The 15,260-nt window shown below is 46.8% G+C and carries 10 protein-coding genes and 1 pseudogene; all 11 read left to right on the top strand.

Features of this window, described 5'->3' with window-relative positions; translation table 11 throughout:
• Positions 1–99: 99 nt before the first annotated feature.
• The 11 genes and pseudogenes from AC1DOV_RS10070 to gcvPB all read left to right on the top strand — a co-directional run bounded on the left by AC1DOV_RS10070 (position 100) and on the right by gcvPB (position 15,204).
• Positions 100–1,806 (top strand): amylo-alpha-1,6-glucosidase, encoded by a 1,707-nt coding sequence (locus AC1DOV_RS10070; protein WP_477549824.1) that lies wholly within the window; start codon positions 100–102, stop codon positions 1,804–1,806.
• Between the two features lie 191 nt (positions 1,807–1,997).
• A complete protein-coding gene (locus tag AC1DOV_RS10075) occupies positions 1,998–3,746 on the top strand; it encodes a sensor histidine kinase (RefSeq protein ID WP_477549825.1) in 1,749 nt (582 codons plus the stop codon).
• Positions 3,724–4,941: a response regulator transcription factor gene (locus AC1DOV_RS10080; RefSeq protein ID WP_477549826.1), complete on the top strand. Its 1,218-nt coding sequence runs from the start codon at positions 3,724–3,726 to the stop codon at positions 4,939–4,941. The genes AC1DOV_RS10075 and AC1DOV_RS10080 overlap by 23 nt, the downstream gene beginning before the upstream one ends.
• A 115-nt stretch (positions 4,942–5,056) precedes the next feature.
• Positions 5,057–6,337, top strand: a complete 1,281-nt coding sequence (locus AC1DOV_RS10085) for an ABC transporter substrate-binding protein (RefSeq protein WP_339203950.1) — start codon at positions 5,057–5,059, stop codon at positions 6,335–6,337.
• 29 nt (positions 6,338–6,366) lie between these two features.
• Positions 6,367–7,344: a carbohydrate ABC transporter permease gene (locus AC1DOV_RS10090; RefSeq protein ID WP_441909316.1), complete on the top strand. Its 978-nt coding sequence runs from the start codon at positions 6,367–6,369 to the stop codon at positions 7,342–7,344.
• The gene (locus tag AC1DOV_RS10095) at positions 7,341–8,153 is read left to right on the top strand and encodes a carbohydrate ABC transporter permease (RefSeq protein WP_076270487.1); all 813 of its coding nucleotides are present in this window, start codon (positions 7,341–7,343) and stop codon (positions 8,151–8,153) included. The genes AC1DOV_RS10090 and AC1DOV_RS10095 overlap by 4 nt, the downstream gene beginning before the upstream one ends.
• A 53-nt stretch (positions 8,154–8,206) precedes the next feature.
• A pseudogene (locus AC1DOV_RS10100) lies at positions 8,207–9,172 on the top strand (sugar-binding domain-containing protein); the annotation flags it as partial.
• Complete coding sequence (locus AC1DOV_RS10105) at positions 9,149–11,374, top strand: glycoside hydrolase family 2 TIM barrel-domain containing protein (RefSeq protein ID WP_477550043.1); 2,226 nt, start codon at positions 9,149–9,151, stop codon at positions 11,372–11,374. The pseudogene AC1DOV_RS10100 and the gene AC1DOV_RS10105, both read left to right, overlap by 24 nt.
• A 2-nt stretch (positions 11,375–11,376) precedes the next feature.
• Positions 11,377–12,159, top strand: coding sequence for an SDR family NAD(P)-dependent oxidoreductase (locus AC1DOV_RS10110; protein WP_076270534.1), 783 nt, complete (start codon positions 11,377–11,379; stop codon positions 12,157–12,159).
• Between the two features lie 38 nt (positions 12,160–12,197).
• Positions 12,198–13,610: an aminomethyl-transferring glycine dehydrogenase subunit GcvPA gene (gene gcvPA, locus AC1DOV_RS10115; RefSeq protein WP_441909319.1), complete on the top strand. Its 1,413-nt coding sequence runs from the start codon at positions 12,198–12,200 to the stop codon at positions 13,608–13,610.
• Positions 13,611–13,644: 34 nt separating this feature from the next.
• Entirely contained in the window at positions 13,645–15,204 is a 1,560-nt protein-coding gene (gcvPB, locus tag AC1DOV_RS10120) for an aminomethyl-transferring glycine dehydrogenase subunit GcvPB (protein ID WP_477549827.1), read from the top strand.
• The last annotated feature ends 56 nt before the right edge of the window (positions 15,205–15,260 follow it).

Raw genomic sequence — 15,260 nt, forward strand, 5'->3', positions numbered from 1 at the left:
GAAACAAATTTCCCACCCATCAGAAACAACTGTCCGTTTTTTCCGAGAACTCCTTTCGATACAATGAAAGCGTATACTATTTCGTAAAGGAGATTAGATATGAACTTTGACTTAAGTATAGTACCTTTCAGTCGAAGAGAATCGTTCCTAGCGATCTCCATTTTGCCTGAAGCCAAAGATAGACAACAAGGCCTATATATGCGCACCGTGCGCGGTGGCGATGATAAATTCGGCGAAGCTTTCCATATCGATATGCTCGATGAAAGCGGCCAATCTGTATCTTTCCTATCCAAAGCTTCCCCAGAGCGGATTCAGTTGACATCGGAACGCGGCTTAACGGCAGAAATTTGTATATCTGACAGCCGGACATTCCGTGTTCGCGCGAATGGCTGCGAAATTCGCTTGACCTTCCGTACGGCCGCTTATGATTATGCCTATCAAGCGTCACCTAGCAGCTGGGAAGTAAACAGCTTCACCCATGAGTGCAGGTTCATGCTTACTGCGCTTGTTGGCGAGCTGCGAATGGAAGTCCCATGGGACAAAATCAAAAGCTCATATGTTATCGCAAGTTTCTTGCCGGACAATAATACAGGTAAATTAGAATTTGCTATTGAAGAGTTTAGGACCATTTTGGAGCCGCGGATGGCTTGGGAACCTTTTGATGATGTCGTTAAGCAAGTGAAGGAAGAGTTTAATTTGTGGTTGATTAATAGTTTAACGCTGCCACAACGCTGGGAAGAAAGCCGAGTACTTGCCGCTTATATTACGTGGTCCTGCCTCGTTCCGGCAGAAGGCTGTCTCACTCGGCCAGCGATGTATATGTCAAAGAATTGGATGACGAACATTTGGAGCTGGGATCATTGCTTTAATGCGATGGCACTTGTTCGCCATGATCCGAAGCTAGCATGGGATCAGTTTATGATTTTCTTTGACCGACAGGATGAGAGTGGGCTTATCCCGGATTTCATCAACGATAAATATGAACTGTGGAATTGCAACAAACCGCCGATTCATGGATGGACACTTGCTTGGATGATGGCACGAACCGATTTTATTAAGGAAACGCAGCTTCGTGAGGTTTATGGACCTTTGTCCAAATGGACAAAATGGTGGTTCAACTACCGCGATGGCGATAGCGATGGCATTCCGCAATACAATCATGGCAACGACTCCGGCTGGGATAACAGTACGGCTTTTAACAATGGCATTCCGGTAGAGAGCCCAGATTTAGCAGCTTTTCTTATTCTTCAAGCAGAGCTTTTAGCTGGAATTGCTGAACGGCTTGGTCATGTGGAAGAAGCTGTCGAATGGAGACAGCTTGCTGAGGGAACAATGAAAAAAATGATCAGCCATTTTTGGAAAAATGGTCAATTTACTGCCTGCCGATCAGGTACGCATGAGCTATCAGAAGGAGACAGCCTATTATTGTTCGTTCCAATTATATTGGGCAAACGTCTACCTGAGCATATCCGTACTGCACTGCTAGAAGGGCTGCGTGATGAGAACAGATTCTTAACTGCTAATGGCTGGGCGACGGAGAGTGTGAATAGTCCCTTCTATAGTGCTGACGGCTATTGGCGCGGTCCAATCTGGGCGCCCTCGACTATGATACTGGTTGAAGGTGCTGCCGCAGCAGGAGATCTTGAGCTTGCTGAAATGGTCTCACGCCGGTTCTGCGCGATGCTGGACCGAAGCGGGATGGCCGAAAATTTCGATGCGATGACGGGTCAAGGTTTACGTGATCGAGCGTTTACATGGACGTCGAGCGTGTTCCTCATTTTGGGGAATGAGTATACAACCGAATGAATCACTGCACTTCCAATAAGCCAATAATAGGCTGACGGGAGGTGCTTTTGACGTTTATGGGAATAAGATCTCAATTGTGATTGGTGGGTTGTCGTCCACAGCATATTTGCTGGAATTGCTTCTCATTGTTCGGTAAAAGAGGTCCATGATACACTTCAAGTATTATGGAGTGGAGGAGGAAGGCTGTAATTATGATGAATCATGTACTTAAGAAACTCAAACTTCCTCTTTTGTCTGGCTCTTACCGGAGCATACGAACCAAGCTGCTCTTCTGTTTTCTCATTGTGACCATTATTCCGCTGCTCTCGCTTGGAGCCTTGTCTTATTACCAATCTGCGAAGGTCATTAATTCTCAGTTTGGCAAATATGGAGATAATGCAGTGGCTCAATTGGAACAGCAGATGAGCTCTTATTTGAATCGAATGAATCAGACAACAGAAACTATTTATTCCTATTTGCTTGATCCTGCGCGCGTTGATCTAAGTGATCACGTACCTACTACGTATAAAGATATCATGGATAAAAATGATTTCGAAGCACTTTTGAAAGCGCTTAAATCCGATCGAACGATTGGCATCTATATTATTACCAGTTCCGGCTATTATTATGGGGAAAATAATCTTGATGTATCCAAGCTCAGCCTTATTCCCGCATGGCAAGCCATGAACAATTCGATTGGCGGCAAGTATTGGTTAGGATTTTACTCTCAGAACCATGCTATGGGCGAAACGATGGAGAACGGGATCTCATTGCTTGGCTTGGCGGTACCGGTTAATAGTCCTTACGGAGCGCTGCGAGGCAGTAAAATATTAATCGAAGAAAATGCCGAAGATCTGCTTCATATGTTCCAGCTGTTCGAGAATGATACGAAGGCACATCTCAAAATTGATGATCCACAAGGAAGGATTATCTATGAGACGGCAACCGCCTTCCAACCCAAAGAAAGTGACATCTTATGGACTAAAACTCTTGCTGTTAATGGGTGGAGCATTGAGGCAAGATTGCCTGCTGCATCCTTTTATCGCTCTTCCGACATTATACGGTCGAATACCGTCATCGTCGCTTTTGGCTCCTGTCTGCTGGCCTTTGGACTCGCATACTTGTTCTCTTCCCGGTTTACCGCACGGATTCGCCGCCTTAAGGATGCGATGCAGAAGGTAAGCTTCGGAAAGCTGCATACGAGGACTCAGGTTGAATCCCATGACGAGCTAGGCATCTTGGATACAAGCTTTAATAATATGGTCAGCGGGATACAATCGTTAATAGGCGAAGTGGAACGGAGCGAGCGACTTAAGAAGGAGGCGGAGCTTAAGGCTTTCCATTATCAAATTAATCCCCATTTACTGTTTAACACGCTTAATTCGATTCAATGGAAAGCGAGACTGCAAGGAGCAGAAGATATCCGTCAGATGCTGTATCACCTTACGATGGTGCTTGAGGGTAATTTGGATATCTCACAGGAGTTGATTGCTATGGAACGTGAGCTTCGGATGATTGATCATTTTTTGAAAATTCAAGAAGTGCGCTATGGTTCCACGTTCGAGTATGAGCTGGAATGCGAGGAGCATTTGAAACGCTATCTGATTCCTCGAATGACGCTGCAGCCATTGTTCGAAAATATTTTTTTCCATGGCTTCGAGGATGGCAAGGGTGTGATCCGTTTGACCGTTCAGGAGAAAGGCAATCATTTATTGCTTAAGTTATCTGATAACGGAGCTGGCATTTCGCCAGATAAGCTAAAGCTTCTATTATTGCCCAATATGACGAATCGCAAGGGCCGAGGAGGACTTGGGGTGCAAAATGCCGATCAGAAATTCAAACTGCATTTTGGCCTGCAGTATGGGTTAACCGTACATTCGATTCAGGGTGAAGGGACTACGATCATCATTGAATGGCCCAAAAAGGAGGATAACCTGCATGGAAGCAACCAAGATGATTAAGGTGTTAATCGCAGATGACGAAAGTATTGTCCGCAAAGGACTTCGCTCAACCGTTCCTTGGGATAAATATGGAATGGAAGTGGTCGCTGACGCTCCAAACGGCCGCAAAGCCTGGGATGCTTTTCTTGAACATCAGCCTGAAGTTCTCATAACAGATATTGTCATGCCCGAGATGGATGGCATCGAATTATCACGGAAAGTAAAGGAGAAGGCTCCTCATACAAAAATAATTTTACTCAGCTGCCACCGGGATTTTGAATACGCGCAGCAGGGCATGAAGCTGGGCGCATCAGGTTATCTGCTCAAAACCGCCTTCGAAGACGAAGAGCTGGAAGGAATGCTGGCGAAGTTCCAGAGTGAACTGGGGGCGGCTTCGGAATCCACGGTGCTTGAAGAAAAGGGCATCGATCAAGGAGAGCGCTTGAGCACCCTGTTGTACGCTTGGTTGAATGGACATAACCATAAATTTATTGGCGAGATGGAGAAACGTACTCGCGAGGAGTGGTCTTTCGATGGCGAGCCTGTCTATATCTATTTGGTCAAGACTTCAGGCTGCGAGTCGTCCTGGCTTGATCTATTGAAGAAAGTGACATACGAGGATCAAAGGATTTGTGAAGGGACGATTATTACTTATGGGGAGGAACGATGCTACTGTATCGTCCCGCAATCTAAATTAAATGTCTTGGACATGCTGCTGGTGGAGCAAAAGAGCAAGAATACGAAGCTGCAGTGGGCCAAAAGAGGGCCGCTCATGCATGCGGATGAACGGCTTCAAGCATGGTCAGCGCTTCATAAAGAAGCAGAACTGGAGAAAGCCCACAGCGTATCCGCGGTGGATTGGCCAGAGGCAATTTGGCGAGCAGTTAACTTGCTGCATGATAACCCAGCGGCAGATTGGTCAGTCAGCGACGTGGCCAAACAGGTCGGCCTTAGCCGCAGCCATTTCTCGATCCTGTTCAAAAAAGCAGTAGGAGACAGCTTTGTCGCCTATCAGTATAAACGCAAGCTGAAATTGGCATATGTGTTATTGAAAGAAACGAACCTTACGATGCAGGACATAGCCGAGCGTACAGGGCTTGGCGATAGCAAATATTTCAGTAAATGGTTCAAGCGCTGCACGGGGCAAACGCCCAGCTACTACCGTACCCAACAAAAAGGCAGTACGCTCCAAACAGATGTGCACCTTCCCAAGTAAATCGAACAAAACCACACCAACATTCGAATGTTTAACGGTTTTGTAGCGCTTTCATTTTTATTAAGATGAAAGCAGTTCAATTACGAAGTACTACACGGATAGGGGAGCTGCCAGAATGAAGAACAAAATTTCTCTTATTATTGTTACGACGGTTATGACTGTGACAATGCTTACAGCATGTTCAGGTAATAACGAAAGTACAAATGGCACGACAGCGAAGCCTGATAATGAAAAAGGTTCTACAGCTTTGAAAACGCTTCGATTCGCCACATGGGATACTGGGGATGCGCTCAAGATTGAGCAGGATATCGCTAAGAAGTTCGAAGCCAATCATCCAGGCACGAAGGTTCAGGTAGAGGCTTACGCAGATGGATTTGACCAAAAGCTGGCTGCAGGCTTCGGGGCTACAAATCCTCCCGATGTCATGTATATGTGGGATTTTCCAACCTATCACCAGTCGCTTGAGCCGCTTAACAGCTATGCAGACAGCGATGCGGACCTGAAAAAGGATGACTTCTACAGCGGCCTATTTAATTACGCGACAATTGACAACAACCTTTATGGCATTCCGGCAGGCTTCACGACACGTGTTGTTTACTACAACAAGAAAATGTTTGATGATGCGAAGATTCCTTATCCGAAGGATGGCTGGACATGGGATGAGTTTCAAGAAATCTCCAAACAGCTGACGGACAAAACGAAGAAGCAATATGGCTTCGGAGTTCGGGCTGAGAATGACACTTATGATCTGCAAGGGTTTGTATGGAGCAATGGCAGCTCCTATATATCGGATGACGGTAAAACAATAGAAGGTTACATGAACAGCAGCGAAACAGCAGGTGTGATTCAAATGTTTGGCGACATGTTAAAGGACGGCTCTGCCGTGCTTGCAGGTGGTAAAGGCCAACAAAGCGGCGAGGATATTTTTAAAGCTGGCAAAATCGCTATGTGGGAGAGCGGAATTTGGCCGCTCGAATCTTTCAAGCAAGCTGGCATTGATGTAGGCACCGTGGAGATGCCAGCATTTCCAGGCAAGCAAGTTAAAGGCGTTGTCGCAGAATCTGCGCTGTCCATTGCGAAGGATTCCAAGCAAAAAGATTTGGCTTGGGAATTTATCAAATATTATGTATCGAATGAAGCGATCAAGATGCGCGTAGCTGATTTGCCAGTAAGATTAAGCGTCGTGGAAGAGCTCAAAAAAGATCAAGATCCTCTGTACAAGCCGTACTATACGATGCTTGAACGTTCTGACAATACACCGGCTTTCCTGCTTAATGCAAAGTGGAATGAAGTGAATAGACAGCTTTCCGCGGCAGTAGAAGCAGTTATGCATGGCAGCAATGCGCAGGAAGCATTGAATCAAGCCGTAAAAGATAGCGAGCGTTACTTGAAATAACATTATAGCTGCAGAAAGAAGGTTAGGAGATGGCTCAGACCTACCCACAGACAGCAGGAAAACATTCAGCCAGCCTGAAACGCAGATGGGGTGGGGCTGTGCCCTACCTCTTCATTTTTCCATGGATCTTTGGATTCCTCGTTTTCACTTTGGGACCGTTGTTGTTTTCACTTATTATTTCTTTTTTTGATTGGCCGATCGTGGGCAAGGTGCAATTTATTGGATTTGGCAATTATGTAGAAATGTTTACGGATGATCCGTTGTTTTGGAAGTCATTCGGCGTCACGATTAAGTTTGCAGCGCTATTTGTACCGCTCAATATTGCAGTTGGGTTGGGACTTGCGATTCTTCTTAACCAGAAGACACGGGGCAGCGCGATTTTTCGAACAGCATTTTATTTGCCTTCTGTTATTTCAGGTGTTGCTTTAGCAATGATCTGGTCTTGGGTGTACAGCGGTGATTATGGCATATTGAATTATTTTCTGTCACTCGTCGGTGTACAAGGCCCGGACTGGCTGAATGAAACACAGTGGTCTCTCGTAGCCATGGTTGTCGCAAGCCTATGGGGACAAGGCGCAATGATGCTCGTCTTTCTCGCTGGGCTCAAGGGGATTCCAAAGGATCTTTATGAATCCGCATCGATTGATGGGGCGGGTATGATCAGGCAGTTCATCAGCGTAACGATTCCGCTGCTAACACCGACGATTTTATTCAACCTAATTACTTCTATAATAGCGGCATTTCAACAGCTCACTCTCGCGTTATTGCTCACGGGCGGAGGCCCTATGAAATCTACGTACTTCTATGCGATGTACATGTATGAGAATGCGTTCAAGTTTTTCAAAATGGGCTACTCTGCTGCAAACGCATGGTTTATGTTTCTTATTGTGCTCACATTGACTTTTTTTGTATTCAAGTCGTCAGAGGCTTGGGTGTTCTATGAAGGCGAAATGAAACGTTTGCCGGAGAAGAAATCAAAGTCCAGTGGAAAGGGGAGATCCGTATGAGGCGGATCATCGTTTATTCGCTGCTGATTTTCTGCTCGCTGATGTTCGCTGCCCCGTTATTTTGGGCGTTAACGACCGCTCTTAAGTCGCAGACGGAGCTGTATTTGTTTCCGCCCAAATGGATTCCTTCGGTTTGGAAATTTAGCAACTTTGCGGAAGCATGGACGACGCAGCCTTTTAACTTATTTCTGAAAAATACGCTTATCGTAACTTCGTTGTCTACGATTGGCCAGTTGATATCCTGTACTCTAGTAGCTTACGGGTTCGCGAGATTTGATTTTAAGGGACGCAATCTACTTTTCCTAGTTGTACTAGCGACGATGATGGTTCCTTGGGAAGTGACAATGATTCCGCAGTATATGGAGTTCAACTATTTGGGATGGATTAATACGCTTAAACCGCTTATCGTACCTTCTTGGTTCGGATCAGCATACTTCATTTTCCTTCTGAGGCAGTTTATTCTTACGATTCCGCGTGAGCTTGATGAGGCGGCAACTATAGATGGGGCGAGCAAATTTGGAATTCTTGTGCGGATTATAGTGCCGCTCATGGGACCATCGCTCATTTTAGTCGCTGTGTTTCAAATTATGAGCTGCTGGAATGATTATCTGGGGCCGCTTATTTTCCTTAATGATCAGTCGAAGTACACACTGACGCTCGGATTAGCACAGTTCAAGGGCATGTTCGGCGTCGATATGCAGTCGATTATGGCGATTACTTGTCTCATCTCGATTCCTCCGCTCGCTGTATTTTTTTTCGCACAGCGTTATATTGTCGGTGGAATAGCAGGTACGGGGATTAAGGGATAGGCAGCATGAATAGATAGAGTGATAGAGATAGGTTTAGGAGAGGAGCGGCATCGATGCGAAACGAGAAAATAGAACGCGATTGGGATAATCTTGCCATACTTGCACGCGGCCGCGCGAAAAGCCGATCATATTTTATCCCGTATTCCGATCGTGCTGGAGCTTTGAGCTATGACCGAGGGAGCTCCCCTTGGTTCCGCTCATTAAATGGCAGTTGGAAGTTTCATTATGCGAAGGGGCCTGAGTGGGCACCGGATAGATTTTATGAAGACCATTATGATACATCCAGCTGGGATGATATTCAGGTTCCAAGTCATTGGCAGCTGAAAGGTTATGGAAATCCACATTATACAGACTTGTATTATCCATTCCCTGTCGATCCGCCCCATGTACCGAATGATAATCCAACAGGCAGCTATATACGAGAATTCGAGCTGCCTGCACATTGGAATGGAAGAAAGCTTGCCGTCAAGTTCGATGGCGTTGATAGTGCCTTTCATTTGTGGATTAACGGGATATTCGTCGGATACAGCCAAGGAAGCCGATTGACATCAGAGTTTGATTTGACGCCTTAAGCGAAGCCGGGTATCAACCGTCTAGCTGTTCGTGTATACCAGTGGTCGGACGGCAGCTACTTGGAAGATCAGGATATGTGGTATATGAGCGGTATTTTTCGAGATGTATATTTGATTTCGGAGCCATCAGCGGTTCGTATTGTGGACTACCGAGTCGTTACCGATTTGGATAGTGAATATTGCGATGCGATGTTATCGGTACAGGTGGGACTGAGTGGAGAGGATCTGCAAGGCGAAGTTCGGCTGGAGCTGCTTGACCCTGAAGGCGCATTTGTTCGTTCAGCGATGAATCCAATTGCTTCTGCTGATGGTCAGACTTTCGTAGCAAGTTTCGCCATTCCAATTGTGAAGCCAGCCCTTTGGAGTGCGGAAGCTCCTGCTTTGTATCATCTGACAATTAGTATTGTGGATCAGAATGCACAAATGATCGAGACCGTTGCTCAGTGGGTGGGCTTCAGGAAGATAGAAGTAAAGAACGGCCAATTTCTGGTGAATGGCAAAGCCATTTTGCTCAAAGGTGTAAATCGTCATGACCATCACCCTGATACGGGACGAACAGTCACCCTATCGACGATGATCCAAGATGTGAAAATGATGAAACAGCATAACATTAATGCGGTTAGAACGGCACATTATCCGAATGATCCGAGATTTTATGATATTTGTGATGAATACGGTTTGTATGTTATGGAAGAAACGGACTTAGAGACACATGGCTTCGAGCTTTTGGGCAATATTGCTAAGCTAAGCGATGACCCAGCATGGCAAGAAGCGTATGTGGAGCGGATGAGGCGTATGGTGGAGAGGGATAAGAATCATCCTTCCATTCTGTTCTGGTCGCTCGGCAACGAGTCTGGCTTTGGCTGCAACTTTCGGGCAATGTCGGAATGGTGCAAACAAAACGATCCGACCCGCCTTATTCACTATGAAGAGGATCGTGAAGCAGAAGTGTGCGACATCGTGAGCACGATGTATTCCTCCGTAGAGAAGATGGAAGGTTTTGGTCAGCTGGTTGATCATCCTAAGCCGCACATCCTATGTGAATTCGCTCATGCGATGGGGAATGGTCCAGGCGGTCTCAAACCCTATTTTGATACCTTTGATGCTTATCGGAGATTGCAGGGCGGCTTCGTGTGGGAATGGATCGATCACGGCATTCGCAGGAAAACAGCCGATGGCAAAGTTGATTATGCTTATGGTGGAGACTATGGCGATGTTCCTAACAACAGCAATTTTGTTATTGATGGCCTTGTTCGACCAGATCGAACGCCTTCACCCGGACTCATTGAATATAAGAAGATTATCGAGCCTGTCAGAGTCGACTATATAAATAATGATCGTATACGAATTACGAATCGGTATGACTTCCTAACGCTGGATCATCTATATGCAGATTGGAATGTGACAGTAGAAGGACGGATTGTCCAAAGTGGTGTACTTTCGCTGCCTAGGATAGCACCCGGTGAAAGTGCAGAGCTTCGTATTCCTATGCGAAATGATTTGCAGTTGTCCTTATCCGTGGAGGGAGCGGAGCGCTGGCTGAATATCGGCTTCTCGCTTGCAGCATCTTGCATGTGGGGAGAGAGAGGGCATGAGATCGCATGGGCGCAGTTTGCCATTGAACCTGCGCGGAACTGCGCAACTTCCCGAACTGACGGGGATTATGCCAATGAAGAATTGACTTTGGCAGCAGCCGTAAGTTTACCTATTCCTAGCTTATCGTGCATGGAGGATGGACGACAGATTAGCATTGGGAACGATTATTTCAATTTGGTATTCGATTCACGGCAATCAGGGATCAGCTCACTCCGAATAAACGGACAAGAGTTAATAAATAAAGGGCCGCGTCTCAACTTCTGGCGAGCCCCGATTGACAACGATATGTATGTCCTGCCCGATTGGCGCAAGGCGCATCTGGATAAATTGACGGAACGAATCGATGATTGCCATTGGGAGCGATTGAATGAAGGGACGATTCGGATCAGCTGGGCCTCCCGAATTGCTCCGCCTGTCTATGATTGGGGCTTCCGCTGTGAAACGACTTACACTGTAACAGGCACAGGCTTAATCATAATTGATGTGCATGGCGTACCTGAAGGCAAGCCGCCTGCTATGCTTCCTAAGATTGGATTTCAATTGGAAATGCCGTCAGAAATGGATAATGTCAAATGGTATGGCCGTGGTCCGGGAGAAAATTATTCCGATAGCAAGGAAGCAGGAAGATTTGGTGTGTATACAAATTCAGTTGATGAACTATTTACCCCATATATCTATCCACAAGAGAACGGGAATCGTATGGATGTTCGCTTTGTATCTATTACAGACGGCAGTGGAATTGGGCTGCTGGCGGCAGGGGTAAAGGCACTTGAATTCAGCGCTCGACGTTATACGGATGGCGACTTAGAAGCAGCGCAGCATGCGAGTGATCTTGTTCCGCGGGATTTTATTACACTTAATTTGGATTATCGCCAGAATGGTCTTGGCAGCAATAGCTGTGGACCTTCTCAATCACTGGAAAACAAAGTTGCGGCAGAGGAATTCCGTTTCAGACTTCTGCTGAAGCCTTTTCTTTCAGAAGATACGGCTCCCGAGAGGCTCAGCCATCACATGAGACAGGAAGCGAATCTACTACAACAGGAGGAGAAATAATGATGCTTCATACACAAGACATGCTTAATCTATCGGGAAAAGTAGCCGTAATCACCGGAGGCGCCTCTGGAATTGGACTTGCGACAGCTGAACTTCTTGCCAGCTTCGGTGCAGCAGCTATCCTTATTGACATTAATGAGGCGATGGGTGAGCAGGCGGTTAAAGGAATAAGGGAAAAGGGAGGCCAAGCGAGCTTTCAGCGCTGTGATGTGACCTCTTCAGCAGATTGCCAGCGCGCAGCAGCAGAAATTGATTCTGCTCATGGCCGAGTAGATATCTTGTTCAACAATGCTGGCGTTATTCGTCGCAAGACTGTCGTGGAGCTGGAAGAACGCGACTGGGATCTCGTTTTGGATGTTTCTTTGAAGGGTGTCTATCTGCTCTCCAAATATATCATTCCTATCATGGAACGCAGCGGTGGAGGAAGTATCATTAATTCGGGTTCGGGCTGGGGTCTAAAAGGCGGAGATCGGGCTGCAGCTTATTGCGCAGCCAAGGCTGGTGTCGTGAATTTGACGAGGGCGATGGCTATCGATCACGGAATCGCCAATATACGTGTGAACTGCGTTTCACCTGGCGATACGGATACCCCTCTCCTGCGCGATGAAGCAAAGCAGCTGCAGCAGGACGAGGCAGCATTCCTTGTCGCCTCTGCCAGCGGTCGTCCGCTTGAAAGGCTTGGAACGCCGCGTGATATTGCGAATGCGGTTCTGTTCTTAGCAAGCGATATGTCTTCTTGGGTAACAGGAAGCGTGCTCGTTGTCGATGGTGGCGGTATTGCTTAAGAACGGCTACAGGATACAACTATTTCTGACAACGATGAATGGAGGCGTTTATTTTGCCTAAGAACAGAACGTATGCCCATCCTTATATACCGAATACGGTACCTGAAGTTCGCGAAGCGATGCTGAAGGAAATTGGACTCACCTCGATGGACCAGCTTCACGAAGGCATACCAGAGAGCTTAAAGCTGAATCATGAGATGAACCTTCCTCCTGCGATGACGGAATATGAGCTGCGCCGTCATATCGATGGCCTGCTTGCAAAAAATAAACATGGTGCAGCTTATCTGAATTTTTTAGGAGCAGGCTGCTGGCAGCATTTTATTCCAGCTGTCTGTGATGAGATCAATCAGCGTTCCGAATTTGTAACGGCTTATGCAGGTGAACCCTATGAAGATCATGGGCGCTTCCAAACGTTGTTTGAGTATCAAAGTTTGATGGCTGAGCTAGTTGATATGGATGTCGTAAACGTCCCTACTTTTGACTGGGCGCAAGCTGCATCAACTTCGATTCGGATGGCAGGGCGCATGACAGGGCGCAAAGTTGCCTTGCTTCCAAGGTCGGTTGATCCTGACAAAGTGATGATCATCAACAATTATTGCACGCCTGTGATGGAGCTTCGATTCGTTGAAATCGACGAGGCAACGGGCAAAATGAGCTTAGATGATTTGCGCAGCAAGCTATCGAGCGATATCGCTGCGGTTTACTTCGAGAATCCTGGTTATCTAGGTATTATCGAAGACCAAGGGCATGAAATATCAGAGCTTGCGCATTCAGTAGATGCGATTTCGATCGTTGGTGTTGATCCCATCTCCCTTGGCGTTCTTCAGCCGCCTAGCCAGTACGGCGCTGATATCGTATGCGGAGATTTGCAGCCTCTTGGAATGCACATGAATTATGGCGGGGGGCAAGCCGGTTTTATTGCGACCCGTGATGAAGAGAAGTATGTCATGGAGTATCCATCAAGATTGTTCGGCATTGTGCCTACTGAGGTAGAAGGCGAGTATGGCTTTGGCGATGTGGCATATGAGCGAACTTCCTTTGCGCTGCGTGAGAAAGGGAAGGAATCTGTTGGCACCCAAACTGCATTGTGGGGAATAACAGCTGGCGTCTATTTGTCCTTGCTTGGACCGACCGGCATGCAAGAGGTCGGGGAGACGATCATGCAGAAGTCGCAATATGCAGCGAAGAAGCTCTCAGCTATTCCAGGCGTTTCTCTTCGATTCGGAGAAGCAGCCTTCTTTAAAGAGTTTATTGTTGACTTTAACCATACTGGCTTAACGGTCGCTCAGATAAACGCTCAGCTCTTGGAAGCAGGAATTTTTGGAGGCAAAGATTTGTCGGCTGCATTCCCGCAGTGGGGACAAACTGCACTGTACTGCGTGACGGAAATTCATTCGCAGCTTGATCTAGATCGCCTGGCAGACACGATTCAAACGATCGTTCGCAAATGAGGTTTGACTTATACAGAGGAAGGACGAAAGCGCCATGAAACGAATTCGCAGGGACCATAAAGTCCGAAATTTCCATCAAGCCAAATGGGATGAGCCGATCATATTTGAACTCCATCGTCAGGGCGAGCGAGGTGTCATTCCGCCTGGAACTGAGGCTGGGATTGTAGCTGAGGTAGGAGATGGTACCCAGCGCATACCTGCATCCATGCGTCGCAGCAATGCGCCAGGGCTTCCCGAGATTGGTCAAGCAAAAGTACTTCGCCATTATTTGCGCCTCTCGCAAGAGACACTGGGCTCCGATTTGAACGTTGAGATCGGTCAAGGTACTTGTACGATGAAATATATTCCGCGCATTAACGAAATGCTGATCCGCACGCCGCATATGACGGAGCTCCATCCGTTGCAGGATGCAGGTTCTGTTCAAGGCATATTAGAAATTTTCTATAAAATGGACCTGGCCATGCGAGAAATTAGCGGAATGGATGCCTTCTCGTTTCAGCCAAGCAGCGGGACGCAAGCTTTGCTCGCGATGGCTTCCATCGTTCGTGCATACCATGATTCACGGGGCGAAGGAGATCAGCGGGATGAAATCATTACGACGATTTTCTCCCACCCATCTCAAGCTGCAACAGCTGCAGTTAAAGGCTACAAAATCATTACGCTTCATCCGGATGAAGACGGATTCCCTGATTTGGAGAAGCTGAGAAATGCGATATCTGAGCGGACCGCTGGATTTGTCGTAGCAAATCCGGAAGATACCGGTATTTTCAATCACCGTATTCGCGAGTTCACCGATTTGGTTCATGAAGCGGGCGGCATTTGCTTCTATGATCAAGCTAATGCTAATGGTTTGCTCGGTATAACCAGAGCGAAGGAAGCTGGCTTTGATATGTGTTTCTTCAACTTGCACAAAACCTTTGCTGCTCCTCATATGTGCGGCGGTCCAGCTACAGGTGCGCTAGGCGTGAGCGAAGCGCTTAAACCTTTCTTGCCGGGGCCGCTCGTTGATTATGTTGATGGCCAGTATGTATTAGCGAATCAGTCAGAAAGCAGTATTGGCAAAGTGCGCAGCTTCCATGGTGTTGCCCAAACGGTGCTTCGTTCTTATGCTTGGATCATGAGTTTAGGTCCAGATGGACTAAAGGATGTTGCACAGACTGCAGTTCTTAACAATAACTATCTTTATCACAAAATACTGCAAATACGCGGAGCAAGTGCACCCTACATCAAAGGTCGCCGCCTAGAGCAGGTTCGTTACAGCTGGAAGCAGCTTACCGAGGAAACGGGTGTCACAACCGAGGATATTACTCGTCGGATGTGCGATTTTGGCCTCCATTATTGGACTTCCCATCATCCGTATATCGTGAAGCAGCCATTCACCTTAGAGCCGACAGAGTCCTATTCCAAAGAAGATTTGGACGAATACATTCACGCGCTGGAGCATATCTCGAACGAAGCTTATACGCAGCCGGAAATTGTGAAATCAGCTCCCCATAGCAGCACCGTACACCGAAATGATGAATCATCCCTCGATGATCCGAAGCAATGGTGCATTACGTGGCGGGCTTATTTAAAAAAGACGCAACCTGAATAAAAAATTCTAATTAATGACAACTATTATTTTACAAAGAAATCCGATGTCTTTGAAAA

Source organism: Paenibacillus sp. 01T47 (assembly GCF_056398245.1).

Bases quoted from the DNA above. Each gene is read 5' to 3' on its own strand.
- AC1DOV_RS10085 (WP_339203950.1), top strand. From the start codon at position 5,057: ATGAAGAACAAAATTTCTCTTATTATTGTTACGACGGTTATGACTGTG.
- gcvPB (WP_477549827.1), top strand. From the start codon at position 13,645: ATGAAACGAATTCGCAGGGACCATAAAGTCCGAAATTTCCATCAAGCC.
- AC1DOV_RS10110 (WP_076270534.1), top strand. From the start codon at position 11,377: ATGCTTCATACACAAGACATGCTTAATCTATCGGGAAAAGTAGCCGTA.
- AC1DOV_RS10070 (WP_477549824.1), top strand. From the start codon at position 100: ATGAACTTTGACTTAAGTATAGTACCTTTCAGTCGAAGAGAATCGTTC.
- AC1DOV_RS10080 (WP_477549826.1), top strand. From the start codon at position 3,724: ATGGAAGCAACCAAGATGATTAAGGTGTTAATCGCAGATGACGAAAGT.
- AC1DOV_RS10075 (WP_477549825.1), top strand. From the start codon at position 1,998: ATGATGAATCATGTACTTAAGAAACTCAAACTTCCTCTTTTGTCTGGC.
- AC1DOV_RS10095 (WP_076270487.1), top strand. From the start codon at position 7,341: ATGAGGCGGATCATCGTTTATTCGCTGCTGATTTTCTGCTCGCTGATG.
- gcvPA (WP_441909319.1), top strand. From the start codon at position 12,198: ATGGAGGCGTTTATTTTGCCTAAGAACAGAACGTATGCCCATCCTTAT.
- AC1DOV_RS10090 (WP_441909316.1), top strand. From the start codon at position 6,367: ATGGCTCAGACCTACCCACAGACAGCAGGAAAACATTCAGCCAGCCTG.
- AC1DOV_RS10105 (WP_477550043.1), top strand. From the start codon at position 9,149: ATGATCGAGACCGTTGCTCAGTGGGTGGGCTTCAGGAAGATAGAAGTA.